The organism is Umezawaea tangerina (assembly GCF_003002815.1).
Classification (GTDB): Bacteria; Actinomycetota; Actinomycetes; order Mycobacteriales; family Pseudonocardiaceae; genus Umezawaea; species Umezawaea tangerina.
In genome coordinates this window covers 221,959-239,870 of record NZ_PVTF01000006.1, presented here as the reverse complement: position 1 = coordinate 239,870, position 17,912 = coordinate 221,959, and the positions used below count along the sequence as shown (strand labels likewise).

Annotated in this window: 17 protein-coding genes; 8 read left to right on the top strand and 9 right to left on the bottom strand. The window is 73.3% G+C overall.

The genetic code is table 11. From position 1 onward, the window contains the following. Window positions 1-157: 157 nt before the first annotated feature. The 8 genes from CLV43_RS21385 to CLV43_RS21355 form a co-directional block, all read right to left on the bottom strand. The gene (locus tag CLV43_RS21385) at window positions 158-1,384 is read right to left on the bottom strand and encodes a DUF3500 domain-containing protein (RefSeq protein ID WP_106189017.1); all 1,227 of its coding nucleotides are present in this window, start codon (window positions 1,382-1,384) and stop codon (window positions 158-160) included. An 8-nt stretch (window positions 1,385-1,392) separates the two neighbouring features. Next, window positions 1,393-1,836 carry a nuclear transport factor 2 family protein gene (locus CLV43_RS21380; RefSeq protein ID WP_106189016.1) on the bottom strand — a complete coding sequence of 148 codons (444 nt, stop codon included), beginning with the start codon at window positions 1,834-1,836 and terminating at the stop codon, window positions 1,393-1,395. Next, window positions 1,833-2,564: an HpcH/HpaI aldolase family protein gene (locus tag CLV43_RS21375; protein ID WP_170155947.1), complete on the bottom strand. Its 732-nt coding sequence runs from the start codon at window positions 2,562-2,564 to the stop codon at window positions 1,833-1,835. The genes CLV43_RS21380 and CLV43_RS21375 overlap by 4 nt, the downstream gene beginning before the upstream one ends. Then, window positions 2,561-3,391 (bottom strand): cupin domain-containing protein, encoded by an 831-nt coding sequence (locus CLV43_RS47875; RefSeq protein WP_170155946.1) that lies wholly within the window; start codon window positions 3,389-3,391, stop codon window positions 2,561-2,563. The genes CLV43_RS21375 and CLV43_RS47875 overlap by 4 nt, the downstream gene beginning before the upstream one ends. A gap of 44 nt (window positions 3,392-3,435) precedes the next feature. Next, window positions 3,436-4,650: an acyl-CoA dehydrogenase family protein gene (locus CLV43_RS21370; RefSeq protein ID WP_106189337.1), complete on the bottom strand. Its 1,215-nt coding sequence runs from the start codon at window positions 4,648-4,650 to the stop codon at window positions 3,436-3,438. Window positions 4,651-4,684: 34 nt separating this feature from the next. After that, window positions 4,685-5,179, bottom strand: a complete 495-nt coding sequence (locus CLV43_RS21365; RefSeq protein ID WP_106189014.1) for a flavin reductase family protein — start codon at window positions 5,177-5,179, stop codon at window positions 4,685-4,687. 119 nt (window positions 5,180-5,298) lie between these two features. Next, the gene (locus tag CLV43_RS21360) at window positions 5,299-6,609 is read right to left on the bottom strand and encodes a PucR family transcriptional regulator (protein ID WP_106189013.1); all 1,311 of its coding nucleotides are present in this window, start codon (window positions 6,607-6,609) and stop codon (window positions 5,299-5,301) included. Between the two features lie 6 nt (window positions 6,610-6,615). Then, a complete protein-coding gene (locus CLV43_RS21355) occupies window positions 6,616-7,251 on the bottom strand; it encodes an NAD(P)H-dependent oxidoreductase (RefSeq protein WP_106189012.1) in 636 nt (211 codons plus the stop codon). A gap of 101 nt (window positions 7,252-7,352) precedes the next feature. Here CLV43_RS21355 and CLV43_RS21350 point away from each other — a divergent pair, with 101 nt between their 5' ends. Further along, window positions 7,353-7,808, top strand: a complete 456-nt coding sequence (locus tag CLV43_RS21350) for a MarR family winged helix-turn-helix transcriptional regulator (RefSeq protein ID WP_245886761.1) — start codon at window positions 7,353-7,355, stop codon at window positions 7,806-7,808. 47 nt (window positions 7,809-7,855) lie between these two features. Here the strand turns inward: CLV43_RS21350 and CLV43_RS21345 are convergent, their stop codons facing one another. Continuing rightward, complete coding sequence (locus tag CLV43_RS21345) at window positions 7,856-11,074, bottom strand: family 78 glycoside hydrolase catalytic domain (RefSeq protein WP_106189011.1); 3,219 nt, start codon at window positions 11,072-11,074, stop codon at window positions 7,856-7,858. A 269-nt stretch (window positions 11,075-11,343) separates the two neighbouring features. Between CLV43_RS21345 and CLV43_RS21340 the strand changes: the two genes are divergently transcribed. The 7 genes from CLV43_RS21340 (at window position 11,344) to CLV43_RS21310 (ending at window position 17,828) form a co-directional block, all read left to right on the top strand. After that, window positions 11,344-12,165, top strand: a complete 822-nt coding sequence (locus tag CLV43_RS21340; protein ID WP_106189010.1) for an alpha/beta fold hydrolase — start codon at window positions 11,344-11,346, stop codon at window positions 12,163-12,165. A gap of 203 nt (window positions 12,166-12,368) precedes the next feature. Then, window positions 12,369-13,361 carry a beta-ketoacyl-ACP synthase III gene (locus CLV43_RS21335; protein ID WP_342749801.1) on the top strand — a complete coding sequence of 331 codons (993 nt, stop codon included), beginning with the start codon at window positions 12,369-12,371 and terminating at the stop codon, window positions 13,359-13,361. A 277-nt stretch (window positions 13,362-13,638) separates the two neighbouring features. Beyond that, on the top strand, window positions 13,639-13,887 hold the full coding sequence (locus CLV43_RS21330) for a phosphopantetheine-binding protein (RefSeq protein WP_106189334.1): 249 nt from the start codon (window positions 13,639-13,641) through the stop codon (window positions 13,885-13,887). Further along, window positions 13,884-15,116, top strand: a complete 1,233-nt coding sequence (locus CLV43_RS21325; RefSeq protein ID WP_106189009.1) for a beta-ketoacyl-[acyl-carrier-protein] synthase family protein — start codon at window positions 13,884-13,886, stop codon at window positions 15,114-15,116. The genes CLV43_RS21330 and CLV43_RS21325 overlap by 4 nt, the downstream gene beginning before the upstream one ends. Continuing rightward, a complete protein-coding gene (locus CLV43_RS21320; RefSeq protein ID WP_106189008.1) occupies window positions 15,113-16,108 on the top strand; it encodes a 3-oxoacyl-ACP synthase III family protein in 996 nt (331 codons plus the stop codon). Before CLV43_RS21325 ends, CLV43_RS21320 begins: the two co-directional genes overlap by 4 nt. Next, window positions 16,105-16,638 (top strand): carboxymuconolactone decarboxylase family protein, encoded by a 534-nt coding sequence (locus tag CLV43_RS21315; protein ID WP_170155945.1) that lies wholly within the window; start codon window positions 16,105-16,107, stop codon window positions 16,636-16,638. Before CLV43_RS21320 ends, CLV43_RS21315 begins: the two co-directional genes overlap by 4 nt. After that, on the top strand, window positions 16,635-17,828 hold the full coding sequence (locus CLV43_RS21310) for a cytochrome P450 (protein WP_106189006.1): 1,194 nt from the start codon (window positions 16,635-16,637) through the stop codon (window positions 17,826-17,828). Before CLV43_RS21315 ends, CLV43_RS21310 begins: the two co-directional genes overlap by 4 nt. The last annotated feature ends 84 nt before the right edge of the window (window positions 17,829-17,912 follow it).

The following is a 17,912-nucleotide window of genomic DNA, read 5'->3' as shown; positions in this document are numbered from 1 at the left end:
AGCACCGGGGTCGGCTCCCGCGCGGCGAGGAGTGCGCCGCCCTGTGGGCGAGGTCGGACGTCGTGATGGCCCGGTCCGCACGACATCGACCACAAGACCCCCGGCGTGATCTAGGTGGAGTGCGCGGCCCTCCGCGACGGGTCGGGCAGGCAGCGGCTCATCCTCCGTGGTGGGCCCGGTAGTGCTGGGCGAGCAGGTCACGGCCGTAGTCGTTGCCGTTGGGCGCCCGAACGATGGTGTGCACGTGGAAGCGGGCGGGCTCGGGGTTGGTGAGGAAGACGCCGGGGTGGTTGTCGTACTCGACCAGCAGCACGGGGGAGTGGATCCGGTAGTAGAAGGCGCACTCGTCGTCGTGCCCGCCGCGCCAGGCGAAGCGCGTCTCGGCGAAGTGCTCGCGGACCAGCGCCAACGTGCGGTCGGCCTGCGGTGCCGGCATGCGGTCGAGGTAGACCCGGATCAGCTCCACCAGCCCGTCGCGCTGGTCGGGCGGCAGGCTCGCCGCGACGATCCCCTCCGGCGGCAGGACGAGGTTGTCGGCGCCCGCGCCCGCGAGGTGCCGACCGTTCCACGGGCCCGCGAGCTCGGGCGGGAGGTCCTCCGCCCGCAACGACGACCCCAGCAGGAACTCGTCCTCGCGGTCGGCGGACAAGGTGCGGCGCAGCGCCAAGGCGACCTCGGTCTCGTCGCCGAACGCCTCGACACCCGCGTAGCGGCCGGTCCCGGTCGTCGGCTCGGCGCCGAGGAACACCGGGGCGAGCACGACCTGCCCGCCGACGAAGACGCAGTGCAGGTCCACGTGGTGGCCCATCAGCTGCCAGCCCCACGGCGAGTCCGCCGACGGGGTCCCGAAGACGGTGAACCAGTAGGCGAACTCCGTGAGGGTGTCCCGGTAGTCGTCGATCAGCTCCCCCAGGTTCGCGTTGAGCGCCATCGCCGCTCGCACCTGGGCGTAGCCCGCCGGGCTGAGGCTCGCCTCGACGACGGCCAGTGCGCGGTCGCGGTCGGCCTGGGCGAGCCGGTCCAGGCGCAGGCCCTTCGGGTGCCACGTCGGGATCGCGTTGGTCCACAGCCGCCACTCCGGCGCGTCCATCGGCAGGGCACCGACCACCTTCCGGTGCGGCGCCAGCGCGTCGAGGTAGGCCGTGGCCTTCGGGACGGCGGACCTCGGGGAGGTTCCCGGACCGTCGAGGCGGTAGAGACCTCGGCGCGGGGTGCCGTCCTCGGTGATGCCCACGTAGGGGTCCCGATGGCGGCGCAGGCCCGCGGTCAGCTCGAACGCGGCTTCGGGCGGGAGCAGGTCGTCGTACAGGTGGGAGTCGACGATCGGCAGGGAGCCGCGCGTGGTCGGCAGGGGGAGGTCTTCCGCGTTTCGCTGCTGGGACATGGGTTTCCTCACTCGGTGGGAACGGCCAGGACGTCGCCGGGCAGGAGGAAGCGGTTCTCGATCCGCCGGGAGGCGATGAGCCACCGGGGTTCCTCCCCGTTGGGGCTGTCGACCAGGACGAAGCGGTCGAACACGTCGGCGACCAGAACGGGAACCGTTGTGGGGACGGGAGGTTCGCCGTCCCGCGCGTAGAGCACGAGGGCGGACACGGCCTCCACGAGGTCCGGTTCCCGGCGCAGGACGTGGAAGTTCGACATCAGGTGGCGCGAGACCCGCGGCCCCCGTGCGGCCCGGTCGCGGTAGACGCCGTCGATCTCCGCGGTGCCGCGGAAGGTCCGGCGCGAGAACGTCAGCTCGGCGTCGGCGGTGAAGAAGCCGGAGGCCGCGGCGCCACCGCGGTGGTCGATCTCGAACCACAGCGCGGTCACCAGCGCCGAGAGGTGGGTGGTCATCGCCCCACCGCCGTCGCACCGTCGACCAGTGCACGGGCGCCTTGGCGCAGCATCGTGGTGTCGGCGCCCAGGACGAGGAAGTCGTACCCGCGGCCGAGCAGGTCCGGTGCGTCGCCGGATGCTGTTGTCCCCAAAGTGATGTGGTGGTCGGCGCAACGCCGTTCGGCCGCCGCGACCAGCTCCGCCAGGCCGTTCTCGGGCAGCCCGCCGGAGACCGCGAGATCGGTCGGGTCGATGAAGACCGCGTCCACGCCGGGGACCTCGCCGATCTCGGCCATCGAGGACAGGGCACCGGCGCTCTCGACCTGGACCACCAGGCGGACCTCGTCGTTGCCGGACCGCACGTGGTCGGCGAGCTCGGCGAGCCCCCACCGACCCGCCCGTCCGGACGTGCTGGCCCCACGTCGTCCGAGCGGTGGGAAGCGCGTCACCCGCACGGCTTCCCGTGCCGCGGCGGCGTTGTCCACCTGCGGGACGAACAGGCCCGCCGCGCCCGCGTCGAGCGGGACCTGGACGTCACGGGCGGTCGTCCCGGCGACCCGGACGAACGGGGTGAGCCCGCAGCCGCGGGCCAGCGCGATCATGGTCGACGTGGTGCGGGTGTCGATCGCGCCGTGCTCGAGGTCGACCACGACGAAGTCGAACCCGGCCAGTGCCAGCAGTTCGACGCTCTCCGGCGCGGGGAGCTTGACCCAGGCCCCGAGCCGGGGGAAGGGACGCGTTGTCACAGCGGGGTCTCCCGGTAGTCGGCGGCGTTGAGGACCCAGCCGTTGGCGAGGAAGTCCTGGCGGGGTGGGGCGAAGACGTCGACGAGCGTGTGCGGGCCCGCGCCCACGGCACGGGTCGTGTGCACGACGGTCGGCGGGATCAGCGTCATCGAGGGACTGCCGACCTCGACGTGCCGGTCGTCGCGCCACTCGCTCATCCGCGGTGTCCACGGGACCCGGAGGTGGTGGGCGTAGGTCCCGACTAGGGTCACCGACATCTGCTCGAAGTCCCCGTGGGCGTGCGGCGAGAGCCGTTCGGTGTCGCGCGGCCCGTCGTGCACCGGGAACCAGTTCACCATCAGCGACGCCGTCCGGAAGATCCGGCCGAGTCGCCCTTCCTCGTCGGGGACGTCGCTCAGCCGGTGCACCCGGATCCCGTCGACCGCCTGGACGGGATCCGGGAGCGGCGCGGCCCGCGGGTCGATCCCGGCGGCGTGGTTGACCGCCCGCCGCACCTGCTCGGCGCAGCGGGAGGTGAACACCCGTACCACCGTGGTCGGCGCCGCCGCCTGCACGGCGCTGGTGCCCGCGGGCACGACGACGAGCGCGGGCTCGGACACGTGGACGACACCGCCGTGGTCCACGTCCACCCCGACGTCGTCCTGGACGAGCAGCACGTGCTCGTCGGGCAGGTCGTGCTCGGTGAGGCGGTCACCCGCTTCGAGCTCGGTGACCGCGACCACGAAGTTCCTGCCGCGCAACGACCACGTCCGGCTGCCACCGGCGGAGACCTGGTCCGGCTCGCGCTGCGCGACGACGTCGAAGACGGGTGACCCCGCGATGGTCATCGTCGACCCCTTTCGTGAGAGGGAAAACCTGACCGGGCAGCGCGCTAGACCAGCGCGGACACCGTGCCGCGGATGCCGAACAGCGACTTCCCGTAGATCTCGGCGGCCACCTCGGGGTTGAGCACCGCGTGCCTGCTGCCGGTCTCGATGTCGCGCCAGACGCGCTGCAACGGGTTGGCCTCGCCGAAGGTCGAGGCACCTTGCGCCGAGCACACGATCCGCACCGCCTCGCGCGCGTGGACCACCGCCATCCCGGCGTCCATCCGCATCCGCGCCCTGGCGTCGTAGTCGGGGAACACCCCGACCAGCGCGGCCTCGTCGATGTCGGCGGCCGCGCGGTAGGCGTGCAGCTGCGCGGAGTCCGCCAGCGACGCGGCGTTCGCGGCGGCGATCTGGATGGTGGGAGCTTCGGCTTGGGTGGCGTAGTGGGTCATGGTCAACGCCCGTCGCGGCGCCTTCTCCGCCAGGACGTCGACAGCGGCCGCGGCCAGCCCGAGCTGAGGGCCGGTCAGCGTGATCGCGGCGACGGGCACGAACGGTGCCCGGTAGAGGGCCTCGTCGGTGAACGGCGTGCGGCAGCGGCCCTCCACGGCGTCGGGGACGGACAGGAACCGGTGCGCCGGAACGAAGACGTCCTCGCCGACGAGCGTGTTCGACGCGGTCCCGCGCATGCCCGTCACGAACCAGGTGTCCTCGACGACCAGCTCCGCCATCGGCGCGAGCACGATGCCGACGGCGTCCGCCGTGCCCTCCGCGTCCGGCCGGACGACCCCGAGCACCGCCCAGTCGGCGTGCGCGCAGCCGGAGGCCGGGGCCCAGCGCCCGCTCACCCGGTAACCGCCCTCGACCAGGCGTGTGGTACCGGAAGGCGTTACGACACCGGCGATCCGGGCGTCGGGGGTCCCGGCCCAGACGTCGTCCTGGGCCAAAGCGGGGAACAGGCCGACGAACCACGCGCTGGCGTTGAGCAGCGTGGCCACCCACGAGGTGGAGCCGCAGGCGCGGGCGATCTCGCGGCTGACCTCCAGCAGGGTGCGGAAATCGGTCTGCAGGCCGCCGTGGCGGGCGGGCCGCGTCAACGAGAGCAGGCCCGCTCCGGCCAGGGCGTCGATGTTCTCCGCGGGCACGGCGCGGTCGCGGTCGGTCGCGTCGGCGTTGTCCGCCAGCAACGGGCGGAGCTTGGCGGCGCGCTCGACGAGGTCGGCCCGCAGCGTGCGCGCGGCGGCGGTGGTGCTGGGGGCGTCCATGATGATGCTCATCGTCACTCCGATGTGGTGGCGTGCGGGGGAAAGGTCAGCTCGCGACGGCGAGGGGAGCGTGCGTGCCGAAGACCCGGCGGGCGTAGACCAGCGGGGGAGTCGAGGTCGGCTCGGCCTCCTCGACCTGCACGACGAGCAAGACGTGGTCACCGGCGTCCACGTGGCGCTCGACGCGTCCCGCCGTCCAGCCCGCGGACTCGGGCAGGTGCGGCAGTCCGGCGCGCACGGTCCAGGTGACGCCGTCGAACTTCAGGCCCGGTCCCCGGTGGCGGCGGGCGAACGTCGAGGCGAGCTCCTGCTGGTGCGCGCCGAGGATGTTGACCCCCACGCGGTCACCGGGCTGGAGGTGCGCCAGCAGACCCGAAGCGCGGTCCAGGGCGAAGCTCACCAGCGGGGGGTCGAGGGAGAGCGAGGCGAAGCTCGACACGGTGCTGCCGTGCGGTCGGCCGTCGGCGGTCGTGGCCGTCACCACGGTGACCGGCGCGCACACCCCGCTCATCAGCTCGACGAAGGTCTCGCGGTCGATCATCGTGCGCCTCCTGGTGTTCCGGGTCCGACGACCGGAGTCAACTCCCGTTCCCCACGAGGCCGCTTGGTCCGCGGGACCAGGATTCCGGCCCTCCGTTGAGCTGCCACCCCGGTTCGCGTTCACCGCGGCAGGATGACCGCGTCGCCCAATTCCTCGGCGAGCGCCAGCGCGGCGTGCAGGGCGAAGCGGCGGTCGTCGATGCCGTGGCCCAGCACCTCCTGGGCCCGGTTCACCCGGTAGGTCACGGTTCCCCTGGCCACGTGCAGGCGGCGGGCGACTTCCACGAGGCTGCGCTCGGCGCCGATGTAGTGGTGCAGCGTGGTGCGCAACGCCTCCATCGCCGCGCCGCGGGCGGCGAGCCCGCCGAGCTCTCGCCGCACGAACTCGCCCGCCGCGTCGAGGTCGTCGGCCAGCAAGGCGATGGTCGCGACGTCGGCGTAGGCGGTCGCGGGCCGCGGCACCCGTCCCGCCTCGCGCCGCAGCCGCTCGACCCGTTCCGCGCGTTCGGCCTCGCGGTGAGACTGGCGGAATCCCGTGACCTCGGCCACCGGAGTCCCGAAGGCCGCCTGGACGTGGTGCCGCGACAGCACTTCCGCGACGCCCTCCCACGACCCGACGCCCTCCCCGGCCCCGGCGTCGTCCGGCGGTACGGTGCCCCACGCCCACGACCGTCCCGAGGCCACGGGGACGACCAGCGTCGTGGTGGCCCCGCGCGCCCGGAGCGCCGCGGCCTGCACCGCCGACCCGCTGTCCGGCGACTCCGACCACACCACCACCGCCTGGTGAGTCCGCCGCAGGTCGTAACCGAGGACGCGGGACGCCTCGCCGACGTCCGCCGCGGCACCGCCCAGCAGGGAGCGCACGGTGTCGGCGCGCGCCGCGGCGGCGCTGGTGCTCCACACCTCGTGCTCCACCAGGTAGGTGCGGACCATGGTGTCGGAGAGGTCGTTGACGTAGGAGAACAGCTCGCGGGAGACGGCCGTGACCTCGTCGACCGCCCCCTCCGGCTCGACCAGTTCGGCGCAGGCCAGCAGGAACTCCTCGGTCGTCGCCGCGTGTCCTACCCGGACACCCCGCAGCACCTGCTCCAGCGGCACGGCCCGGTGCACGAGCTCGCGGATGCTCTCCAACGTCGCCTCGCCCGGCGGTGGGACCGGGCCTTCGACCAGTGCGGACAACGCCCGCAGGGTGGTCGCCTCGTTGCCCCGGCCGAGCATCGCGACCGCGGCCGGGCTGCCGCCGAGCGCGGGCACCTCGTCGACGATCCGCCGCACGACGGCGGCGCTCAGCTCGATCGCCCAGCGCACGGGGTCGGTGCCGACGCGGGCGACGGCGTCCTCGACGATCTCGCGGGGACACGCCGCCCGGTCGACGTCGACCTCACCCCGCGGTCGCAGCCGGCCGACCCAGGCCCGCCGTGTCGTGGTCACCGCGACCTACAGCGCGCCGAGCGCCTTGCCCACCTCCCGCGCTGTCGAGAGCGCCTCGGCGTGCATCGCCGCGGCCAGGTCGGCGAAGTCGGCGAACGCCGGCTTCACGCCCACCAGCGTGAACTCGCGTTCGATCACGGTCAGGTCCGCGCCCCACACGTCGGCGAGGGTGCGGCGCATGAACGGTGTCGCGTGGTCCCAGCCCGCCCGCGGCGTGCCTTCGCCGTACGCGCCGCCGCGAGCCGTGACCAGCACGGTCTTCCTGCCTTCGAGGAACTGCCTCCCGTGCGCGCGGGGGTCGGTCCAGACCAGGTCGCTGTAGGTCTTGAAGTGCTGGGAGACGCCGTAGTTGTACAGCGGCACGGCGAACAGCAGCACGTCCGCGGCCAGCAGCTCGTCCACCAGCGCGGCGGCCAGCGCCGCGGCCCGCCGGTGCGCGGGCGTGTGCTCGGCCTCGGGCGTGAAGCTCGCGTCGACCGCCGCGGCCCACGCGTCGGCGGGCAGGACGTCGACACCGATGTGGCGCCGCTCGACCGGGTCGCCGGGGTGGGCCGCGAGCCACTCCTGCTCGACGACGTCACCGATCTCGCGGGTGGCCGAGCCTTCCGGGCGGATGCTGGCGTCCAGGCGGAACAGGGTCATGGCGGTCCTCTCTGAGTTAAACCTTTAACTGAAGCTAACACGCTTGAAGGTTTAACTGAACTGGGAGCCGCGTCACGCCGGGGTCGGGCTAGGCTCGGGCGGTGGAACCGCGTTGGCTGACCGACGAGCAGCAGGACACCTGGCGCGCGCTCGTCGGGCTGATCCTCCGGCTGCCCAGCGCGCTCGACACCCAGATGCGCCGCGACGCCGGGATCAGCCACTTCGACTACCTGGTGCTGTCGACGCTGTCGACGGCGCCGGAGCGGACGATGCGGATGAGCGAGCTGGCCGCGGAGGCGGAGGCGTCGCTGCCGCGGCTGTCCCAGGTCGTCGCCAAGCTGGAGAAGCAGGACTGGGTGCGCCGCGCGCCAGACCCGGCCGACGGCCGGTACACGTTGGCGGCGTTGACCGACACGGGGTGGGAGAAGGTCGTCGCCACGGCGCCGGGGCACGTCGACGAGGTGCAGCGGCTGGTGTTCGACGTCCTGCCCAAGGCGCAGCAGCGGGAGCTGAAGGAGATCAGCAGGCGGGTCACCCGCGTCATCGAAGGCGACTGAGGGCACGGGTCGGCCCCTTGTCCACAGTGGACAAGGGGCCGGTCGTCCTAGCCCGCGCGGAACTCGTAGGTGCCCGAACCGACCTGGTAGCTGGCGTAACCGTCCTTTGTGGTCTGGAGCTTCGCGCCCGCCGGAGCGTCCACCTTGGCCCCCTTGCCCACCGGCACGAGGACTTCTCCGCTCGCACCGACCGGGATGGTGACCTTCAGGGTGAGGCGGGTCCGGTCGCGGGTCCACGACGAGCGCACCTTGCCGAGCGGGGACGTCACCTCGGCCGACGCGCGCTTCAGGTCGCCGACGGGGGAGGGCTGGATCCGGACCTTGGTGTAGCCAGGTGCCGCGGGCCGGATGCCCGCGACGTCCTGGAAGAGCCAGTCGTCGACGGTGCCCATGAAGGCGTGCTGCCGCGACCGCGACCCGGCGGGCCACTCCTCCCACATGGTCGTGGCGCCCAGCGACTGGAACCAGTAGCCCCAGCCGGGGTACGTCGGGTTCGTCGCGAGCCGGTAGGCCAGGTCGGAGTTCCCGGTGTCGGTGAGCACCGGGAGGATGAGCTTCGTGCCGAGCGCGCCGGTGTTCAGGTGCGCGCCGCGGGCGTCGACGTCCTTCACGAGGTTCGCCACCACGGTGGCCCGGTCGGCCTCCCGCACGAGGCCGAGGCTCAGCGGCAGCAGGTTGGACGTCTGCCGGTAGCCCGCCGCCGGGTCGTCGAAGTACGCGCCCTTCGCCGCGTCGTAGAACTTGGCGTTGAAGGCGGTGGCGATCGTGGTGGCGAGCTGGTCGTAGCGCGCGGCGTCGTCGGTCCGCCCGAGGGCGCGGGCGATCGCCGCCATCGTCGTGGTGGTCTTGTGGATGTAGGCGGTGCCCGCGAGCCGCGGTCCCTCCGGGGGCATCGCGTAGCCGGGGGAGAGCCAGTCGGCGTAGCTGCCGCCCGCGTAGGTGTAGCCGGTCTTCGCGATGTTGGCCTCGAAGAACCCCAGCCACGACTTCATCGCCGCGTAGTTCTCCTCCAGCGGCCGGATGTCGCCGTAGTACCAGTACAGGTCCCAGGTGACGAGGACGAGGCTGGCCGACCAGATCGGGTCGACGACCTCCTTGGCGCCCACGGTGCCGGGCACGGTCTGGCCGATGTTGCCCGACGGCGCCTGGTCGTCGCGGTGCGCGCGCATCCAGTTCTCGTAGAAGTCGCGCATGTCGAAGCCGGCGATGGCGGAGTCGGCGGCCAGGAAGCCGTCGGCGGTGTAGGGCCGCTTCTCGTACATCGGGGTGTCGGTGGGCACCGAGTGCAGGTTGTTCAGGATCGTGTTCGCCTGCGCGGCGTGGTAGCGGTTGAGCAGGTCGTCCGAGCTGGTGAAGTCGCCGGTCTTGGCGACCGCGGTGTGCACGCGCTGCGCGGTGACCGAGCTGATCGTGACGCCGGCGGACGCGGTCACCTGGACGTACTGGAACCCGGCGTAGGAGTAGCTCGGCGTGAACGACTCGGTCCCGCCGCCCTTCAGGACGTAGGTGTACTTCTGCAGCTGCATGCCGAAACCGCCGACGTTGTTTACGGTGCCGTCGTCGTTCAGCTTCTCGCCGTAGGTGATCGTCACCTGCGCGCCCGCGGGTCCGCGCAGCGCGACACCGGCCCAGCCCGCGGTCGGGCTGCCGTAGTCGTGGACCGTCGTCCCGGTGGTGGGGGTGGTGACCTTCTTGGCGGTCAAGGAGTCGGTCACCTTGATCGGCGGGAAGGACTGCGCGGTCAGCTTCCCGGCGGGTGCGGGGACGACGAGCGCGGGTCGCCATCCGGAGTCGTCGAACCCGGTCCGGTTCCAGCCGGGCTGCTCGCGCCGGGCGTCGTAGGTCTCGCCGAACCACAACGACTCCGACGTGGTGGGCCCGTCGGCGATCTTCCAGCTCGGGTCGCTGAGGACCTGCGCGGTCGTGCCGTCGGTGTAGGTGATGTCCAGCTCCAGCTTGAGCTTCGGCTCGCCGTGCCACGGCGAGCTCACCCACTCGTCCGGGTTCGTCATGGCGTAGTAGCCGCGCCCCAGGCTCACGCCGAGCGCGTTCGCCCCGGACCGCAGCTCCTTGGTCACGTCGTAGGTCGCGTAGAGGTCCGTCTTGTCGTAGACGGTGAACGCCGGGTCGAGCTCGTGGTCGCCGACCCGCTTTCCGTTGAGGTAGAGCTTGTAGTAGCCGAGGCCGATGACGTAGGCCCGAGCCGAGCCCACCCGCTTGGTCGCGGTGAAGTCCTTGCGCAGCAGCGGTTCCGCCGGCGTCGCGGTCGAGACCGAGCTGCCCCACGGGCCGGAGCCGTAGGCGGCGGCCACCAGCGCCGCGGGCCACGCCGAGTCGTCGAAGCCCGGCTGCTGCCAGCCCGCCGCCTCCACGTCGGAGGACTTCCAGGTGGCGTCGGTGACGACGTCGACCGGGGACGCCCCGGCGAGCTCGACGTGGAGCCTGCCGACCAGACCCGACGGCCCTGGCTGCGCGTTGGCGGCCTGGACCGCGAGGACGTTGCGGCCCGCCCGCAGGTCGGCCGTGAGGTCGACGTCCACCGCCGACCGCCACGAGTCGGCCACCTGCGGCGAGCTCGCGGCGTTCCGGCCGTTGACGTGCAGGGTGAAGCTGTCGTCGGCGGTGAGCTGGAACCGCGCCGACGTGACCCGCGCGCCCGACGGCAGGTCGAACGCCCGCCGGAAGTACCGGGTGCCGACCGGCGCGGAGTCCGCCGGGTTGCCCTGCGGGTACCAGATCCAGCTCGCGCCCTGCAGCACCGTCGTGGCGCGCTCCGCCCGCGCGCCGATCCAGTCACCGCGGAAGTCCCCGTTCAGGAACGCGGTCTCGAACCACGCCCCGGTGCTCCACTGCGACGCCCGCTGGCTCGCGTCCCAGACCCGCGCGCGCCAGTAGTACCGGGCGCGCGACCGCAGACCGGGCCCGGCGTACGGGACGTCGAACGACTTCCCCGACACCACCCGCCCGCTGTCCCACACGTCACCGGCCCGGTCCGGCGCCGACGACACCTGCACCTGGTAGGCCGACTGCCGCGCCCCCGCCACGTCCGACCCGAGCTCCCACCCGAACCGCGGGCTGGCCGCGTCGACCCCGAGCGGGTCCACCTGGTGCTCGACCGTCAGCCCGCCGACGTCCAACGCCCTGGAGCCGCGCCCGCCGGCGCTCCGGTCGGCGCCTCGGTCCGCCAGCACCGGGGTCGGGTCCAGCAGCGGCACGGCCAGCAGGACGGCCAGTGCGGCGCAAGCCCCCACCAGAAGCGATCTCATCGCGGTTTCCTCCGTCGTGGGAACCGTTCCCGACCGGCCGCGCAGGGACGTGACCGGGTGGAGCAGGGTGTTTTTGAAACGTTTCAGTCGAACGGGACGGGGTCACCGTATAGCGCTCCGAGGGTTGTGACAAGGGTCATAGTCGGGTGTGGATCTCCCCGTGGCAGGAGTGCGCCAGGTGAGCCGGGGAGGGCAGGTGCCCGTCGTCGGGGTGTCGGGCGGGGTCGTCTCGCCGCCCTGTGGAGCGGGTTTGGTCGTAGGGTCGGCGGGTGGATCTCGAGCTGCCCGATGGGCGTGTGGTGCGGGTGCATGACGGCGGGGGCGGTGGGGTGCCGGTGTTCTGGCTCCACGGGTCGCCGCAGACCGGTGATCTGCTGGATCCGTTGCTGGAGGCGGCTTTCCGGCGGGGGATCCGGTTGGTGGGCTACGACCGGCCGGGGTACGGCGGGTCGACCGCCCTGGTGGGGCGGGACATCGGGGCGGCCGCGGCGGACGTGGGGGCGATCGCGGACGCGCTCGGGCTGGAGCGGTTCGCGGTGGCCGGGCACTCCGGTGGTGGGCCGCACGCCTTGGCGTGCGGGGTCCTGCTGCCGGGACGGGTGTCCGCGGTGGCGAGCCTGTCCGGGCCCGCGCCGGTGTCGGCCGACGGGCTCGACTGGTTCGCGCACATGGCGCCCGGCGGGGAGGCGGAGCTGCGGGCGGCGATGGCGGGGCGGGCGGTGCTGGAGGAGCACCTGGCGTCGGCGGAGTTCGACCCGGAGGTGTTCACGCCCGCCGACTTCGCCGCGCTGGAAGGCCCGTGGGCCTCGTTGGGTGCGAACGCCGAAGCCGCGATGGAGGCGGGGCTGGGCGGACTGGTCGACGACGACCTGGCGCTGGTGGCGCCCTGGGGTTTCGACCCCGCGCGGATCGCCGTGCCGACGCTGCTGGTGCACGGCGTCCGCGACCGGATGGTGCCCAGCGAGCACGGCGAGTGGATGGCGGACGCGGTCCGCCCGCACGGTGAGCTGTGGTTGAGCCCGCAGGACGGGCACGTGTCGGTCCTGGACCGCGTCGGTCGGGTCTTCGACTGGCTGGTGGGGCGGAGCTGACCCCTCGGCTGGTCCTACCGGATCCGGGCGAGGTGCGTGGCGCCGCCGGTGCTCACCGGACGGCCGCTCCACCGCCGCCCCACCGGGAGGCGGGCTTGGGGTCGGGTGACCGTTCGTGTACTCTCCGTTACCCACGTCTCCGGTGGGAGGCTTGAGAAAGAGGCCGTGCGTTGATCGAACGCCGCTTGTCCGGGGTCCGTCGGGTGCCCGTGCTCGAAGGAGTCGCGGGCTGGGTGCCGCCGAGGGTCGTCGCCAACGACGAGCTGCCCGCGCACTGGCAGACCGACGACACGTGGGTCCGCAGGCGCACCGGGATCGGCACCCGGCACTGGGTCGACGAGGGCACGTCGACCGGTGACCTCGCCCTGGAGGCCGCTCGGGGAGCGCTGGCCATGGCGGGCTCGCCGCTCGTGGACACGGTGCTCGTCGCGACCTCCACGCCGGACCACCCGATGCCCGCGATGGCACCGGTCCTCGCCTCCAGGCTGGGCCTGGGGTCGGTGGCGGCGTTCGACGTGTCCGCGGTGTGCAGCGGGTTCGTCTACGGCCTGGCCACGGCCGCCGGGATGATCGCGGGAGGGCTGGCCGAGCGGGTGCTGCTGGTCGCCGCCGACGTCTACTCGACGCTTGTCTCCCCGGACGACCGCGGCGCGGGTGTCGTGTTCGCCGACGGGGCGGGAGCGGTGGTGCTGCGCGCGGGCGAGCCCGGTGAGCCCGGCAGCCTGCTGGCGTTCGACCTCGGCAGCGACGGCGAGGGCCACGACCTGATCACCGTGCCCGCGGGCGGGGCGCGCGACCGGGCCGAACCCGGTCGGTACGAGCCCGTCGACCGGTACTTCCGGATGAGCGGGCGCGAGGTGTTCCAGCACGCCGTGACCCGGATGACCGAGTCGTCGCTCGCGGTGCTCAAGACCGCGGGGTGGGCCGTCGAGGACGTCCAGCGCGTCGTCGCCCACCAGGCCAACGCCCGCATCCTCAGCGCCGTCGGGACCAGGCTGTCCATCCCGGACGACCGGATCGTGAGCAACATCGAACGGGTCGGGAACACCGGCGCCGCGTCCATCCCGCTCGCGCTCGCCCACGCCGTCGAGCGGGGCGAGGTGCACGCCGGGGAACGGGTGCTGCTGACCGCGTTCGGCGGCGGGTTCACCTGGGGGTCGGTCGCCATGGTGTGGCCCGACCTGCCGTCCGCCTGACGACGAGGGGTCACCTGGCCGGGTACTGATTTCGCCCGATGGTGACCGCGTTGCCGGCGGATAGTGCGTAGTCGGTTGCCCCACTTCGGCCGGAATGGCCGGTGAACTGCGCAAACGTCCGCAGAAGTGCGGTCGAGGCGGGTCGCCCATCGGTCGGGGAACGAAGATCAAACAGGTAATCTCCCGCACCACCGGCACACACCGTGACTGTTGATCTACCAGATCGTCACGGTGCGTGCCGGTGATCCGCCACGCCGCCGAACCGCAGGAGAAGACCATGTCCTCGACCGATGCCGTCCTGCTCGACCTGCTGACCACCAGGTTCAACGTCCCGGAGCGGGAGATCACCCCCGAGTCCACGATGGACGAGCTGGACATCGACTCCCTGGCACTGGCCGAGCTCGCCCTCGCGCTCCAGGAGGACGTCGGGGCGAGGATCGAGGACCACGAGGCGACCAAGGACACGACGGTCGCGCAGCTCACCGCGACCCTCGCCGCCAAGCGCGCCACAGCCCCGGTCCAGTGACGGCGACCTCGCGCGCGATCGCCGTCACCGGCCTGGGGATGATCACCCCGGCCGGCGGCGACGGCGCCACGACCTGGGAGGGCGTCCGGCGCGGTCTCGCCACCGCCCACCGCGACACCCAGCTGAAGGGGATGCCGGTCGACTTCTCCTGCCGCGTCCCCGAGTCCGCCGACCCGGCCGCGCGGATCGGGCGCAAGTCCTGGCGGATGCCGCGGTTCGCGCGACTGGCCGTCGCGGCCGCCCGCGAAGCCGTCGCCGACGCCGGGCTCGACCCGGCCACGTGGGACGGGACGCGGGTCGCGGTGGTCATCGGGTCCGGGCTCGCCGGGGTCGCGCACCTCGAGGAGCAGACCCTGCGCCTGCACCAGTCCGGCCCCGAACGGGTGTCGGCACTGCTGGTGCCGCAGCTGATCTCCAACACGGCCGCGGGCGAGGTGTCGCTGGACCTCGGCGCGCGCGGTCCGTCGATGGCCACCGAGACGGCCTGCGCGTCCGGCGCGACCGCCGTCGCCGTGGCCAGGGACCTGCTGCTCGCGGGCACCTGCGACATCGCCGTCGCGGGCGGCACCGACGCCGCCGTCACACCGGTGGTCACCACCGGGTTCCACCAGCTGGGCGCCCTGTCCGGCAGGCGCGACGACCCGGCGTCCGCGTCCCGCCCGTTCGCCGCCGACCGCGACGGGTTCGTCATCGCCGAGGGGTCGGGGGTGCTCGTCCTGGAGCGAGCCGAGGACGCCGAGGCGCGCGGGCGGCGCTCGTACGCGGACCTCGTGGGCGTGGGCCAGACGTCGGACGCCCACCACCCGACCGCGCCCGCCCCCGACGGCCGGGGAGCGGAGGCGGCGCTGCGCACGGCGCTGGCCGACGCGGGCCTCGCCCCCTCGGACGTCGACCACGTCAACGCGCACGGCACCTCGACGCCGAAGAACGACGAGGTCGAGGCGGCTGTCATCGCCCGCGTGCTGCCGCACGGCCCGAGCGTGACGTCCGCGAAGGGCGTGCTCGGCCACACCCTCGGCGCGGCGGGCGCGATCGAGGCCGCCCTCACGGCCCTGACCCTGCGGCACGGCGTCGTGCCGCCGATCGCGAACCTGGCGTCGACGGCCTTCCCGCTCGACTGCGTCATCGGAGCGGAACGCCGCCAGGCGGTCCGGGTCGCCGCGAGCCACTCGTTCGGCTTCGGCGGGCACAACGTCGTGCTGGTCTTCACCGCCGGGAGGGCTTCGTGACCGTGCACAGCGCCATCGCGCACGCCGCCGTCCACGTTCCCGCCGGACGCCAGTCCGTCGCCGAGGCCGAGGACCGGTTCCGCGCGGACAACCCCGACGTCGCCCTGTCCCGCGGCGTCCTGCACCACATGTACGGCCTCCTCGAACGCACCGTGGCCGCGGCGGAGGACCAGCCGTCGGACCTCGCCGCCCGCGCGGCGCGGACGCTGCTCGACCAGCACGGGACCGACCCGCTGGACGTGGACCTGCTGATCTACAGCGGGATCCTCGCCGACATGGAGGAGCCCGCCACCGCGCACGTCGTCGCCGACAAGCTCGGCGTCCGCGCGCCGGTGTTCGACCTGAAGAACGCCTGCAACGGCGTGCTCAACGGGATCGAGGTCGCCGACGCCTTCATCCGGGCCGGTCGGTACCGCCGGGTGCTCGTCGTGTCGGCCGAGGTCAGCACGCGGGAGACCCGCCGCGCGCTGGAGGACCCGAAGGACGTCCTGACCGCGTTGCCGAGCCTGAGCACCGGCGACATGGGCTCCGCCGTCCTGGTGGAGGCCCGCGACCGGCCGGGGATCCTGGGGTCGCGGTTCTTCGCGAACTCGTGGGGCTGGGAGGCCGCGACGCTGCCCAACCCGTACGCGAACCACCGCACCCTGGGGCACCTGCGGATCGACTCCGCCAAGCTCGTGGCGTCGTTCGACGGCATGGCGGAGCGGATCCGGGGCGCCATGGTCGAGATCGGCGTCAAGCCCGGTGACCTCGACCTCGCCTGCGTGCACCAGCCGTCGGTGGCGTTCACCCGGCTCGCCTGCGAGTGGGCGGGCGTGACGGCGGAGCAGGTGCTGCCCACGTTCGCCGACCACGGCAACGTCGCCACGAACACCATCCCGCTCCAGCTCGCCCTCGCGCTGGAGAGCGGCAGGCTGCGCAAGGGCGACCTGGTGGGGCTGTTCGGCTACGCCAGCGGGGCCAGCGTCGGAGTGGTGGTGTGCGAGTGGTGACCCGGCTCGCCCCCGTGCCGCGAACCCTGTGGCCGCGACCGCTCCAGGACGTGCTGGAGGGCTCGCGGGCCGACGGGGAGGGCCGGGAGAACCTGTTCGGCACGCTTGCGCACCACCCGCCGCTGGCCTACGCGTGGCTCGGGCTGGTCCGGCTGCTCACCCACGACGGGCTGCTGCCCGCGCGGACGCGGGAGCTGGCGGTGCTGCGCACCTCGCACCGGCTCGGGTCCGCCTACGTGTGGGCCCGGCACGCCGAGCACGCCGCCCCGCTGACCGGGCTGACCGGCGCCGAGACCGCCGCGGTGGGTGGCCCCGTCGCCGACCACCTGTGGTCGGCCGCCGACCGCGCGGTGCTGGAGGCGGTGGACGAGCTGGTCGCGGACGCCGACCTGTCCGACGACGTCTGGGACCGGCTGTCCGCCGTGCTCGACGAGCCGCGGGTCGTCGAGCTGCTGATGGTCGTCGGCCAGTGCGCGACCGCGGGCATGGCGTTGCGCGCCCTGCGCACGCCCGTGGGAGGAACGACGTGATCACCGAAGGGGTCACGGCACTGCCCGCCGCGTACGGCACGTGCCCGTTCGACCCGCCGCCCGCCTACCAGCGGGCCGCCGAGAGCGGGGTGGTCGGCAGGGCGGTGCTGCCCGACGGGTCGTCGTGCTGGCTGGTCACCGGGTACCACGAGGTCCGCGCCGTGCTCGCCGACCAGCGGTTCAGCGCGGACGCCCGGCGGCCGGGGTTCCCGTTCCTGTCGCCGACGCAGCGCGAGCTGGCGACGGCGAACCCGAGCTTCATCCGGATGGACGACCCCGAGCACGCCCGGCTCCGGCGGATGGTCAGCCGGGACTTCCTGGTGAAGCGGGTCGAGGAGCTGGGGCCGGACATCCAGCGGGTCGTCGACCGGACCATCGACCGGATGGTGGAGCGCGGCGCGCCCGCGGACCTGGTCGCCGACTTCGCCCAGCCGATCCCGTCGCTGGTCATCTGCCTGCTGCTCGGGGTGCCGTTCGACGACCACGACCTCTTCCAGTCGTTGAGCGCCACCCTGCTGGACAACACGATCACGGCGGAGCAGGCGTCGGCGGCGCACCGGGAGCTGATGACCTACCTGGCCGGGCTCGCCGAGCGCAAGCGCGCCGAGCCGGGTGACGACATCCTGAGCAGGCTGGTGGCGCGGGAGGACCTGACCCCGGCCGAGACGGCGTCGATGGGGTTCATGCTCCTGGTCACCGGGCACGAGACGACGGCCAACCAGACCGCGATGGCCGTGCGGACCCTGCTGGAACGACCCGACCAGGTCGCCCGGATGCTGGCGAGCCCGGCCGCCACGCGGCAGGCGGTCGAGGAGCTGCTGCGCTACCTGACGCTGGTCCACCTGGGACTGGCCAGGGTCGCCACGGAGGACGTCGAGGTGGGCGGAACCCCGGTGCGGGCGGGTGAAGGCCTGATCTGCATGCTGTCCACGGCCAACCGCGAGCCCGAGCTGTTCGGCCTGGACGCCCGCGACCTGGACGTGTCGCGCGACGCCAAGCGGCACGTGGCGTTCGGCCACGGCACGCACCTGTGCCTCGGCCAGGCGCTGGCGCGGGTCGAGCTGCGGATCGCGCTGGAGACGTTGTTCCGGCGGCTGCCGGGGCTGCGGTCCGCGGTGCCCGCGGCGGAGCTGGCCTACACGGCGGAGAAGATCGTCTACGGCCTGCGGGCGCTGCCCGTCACCTGGTGAGCGCAGGGCCCGCGGCACCCGTGCCGCGGGCTCTCCGCTTTGACGGTTTCCCTCATCGGGTCCCCTTGGATGTCGGATTCCCGC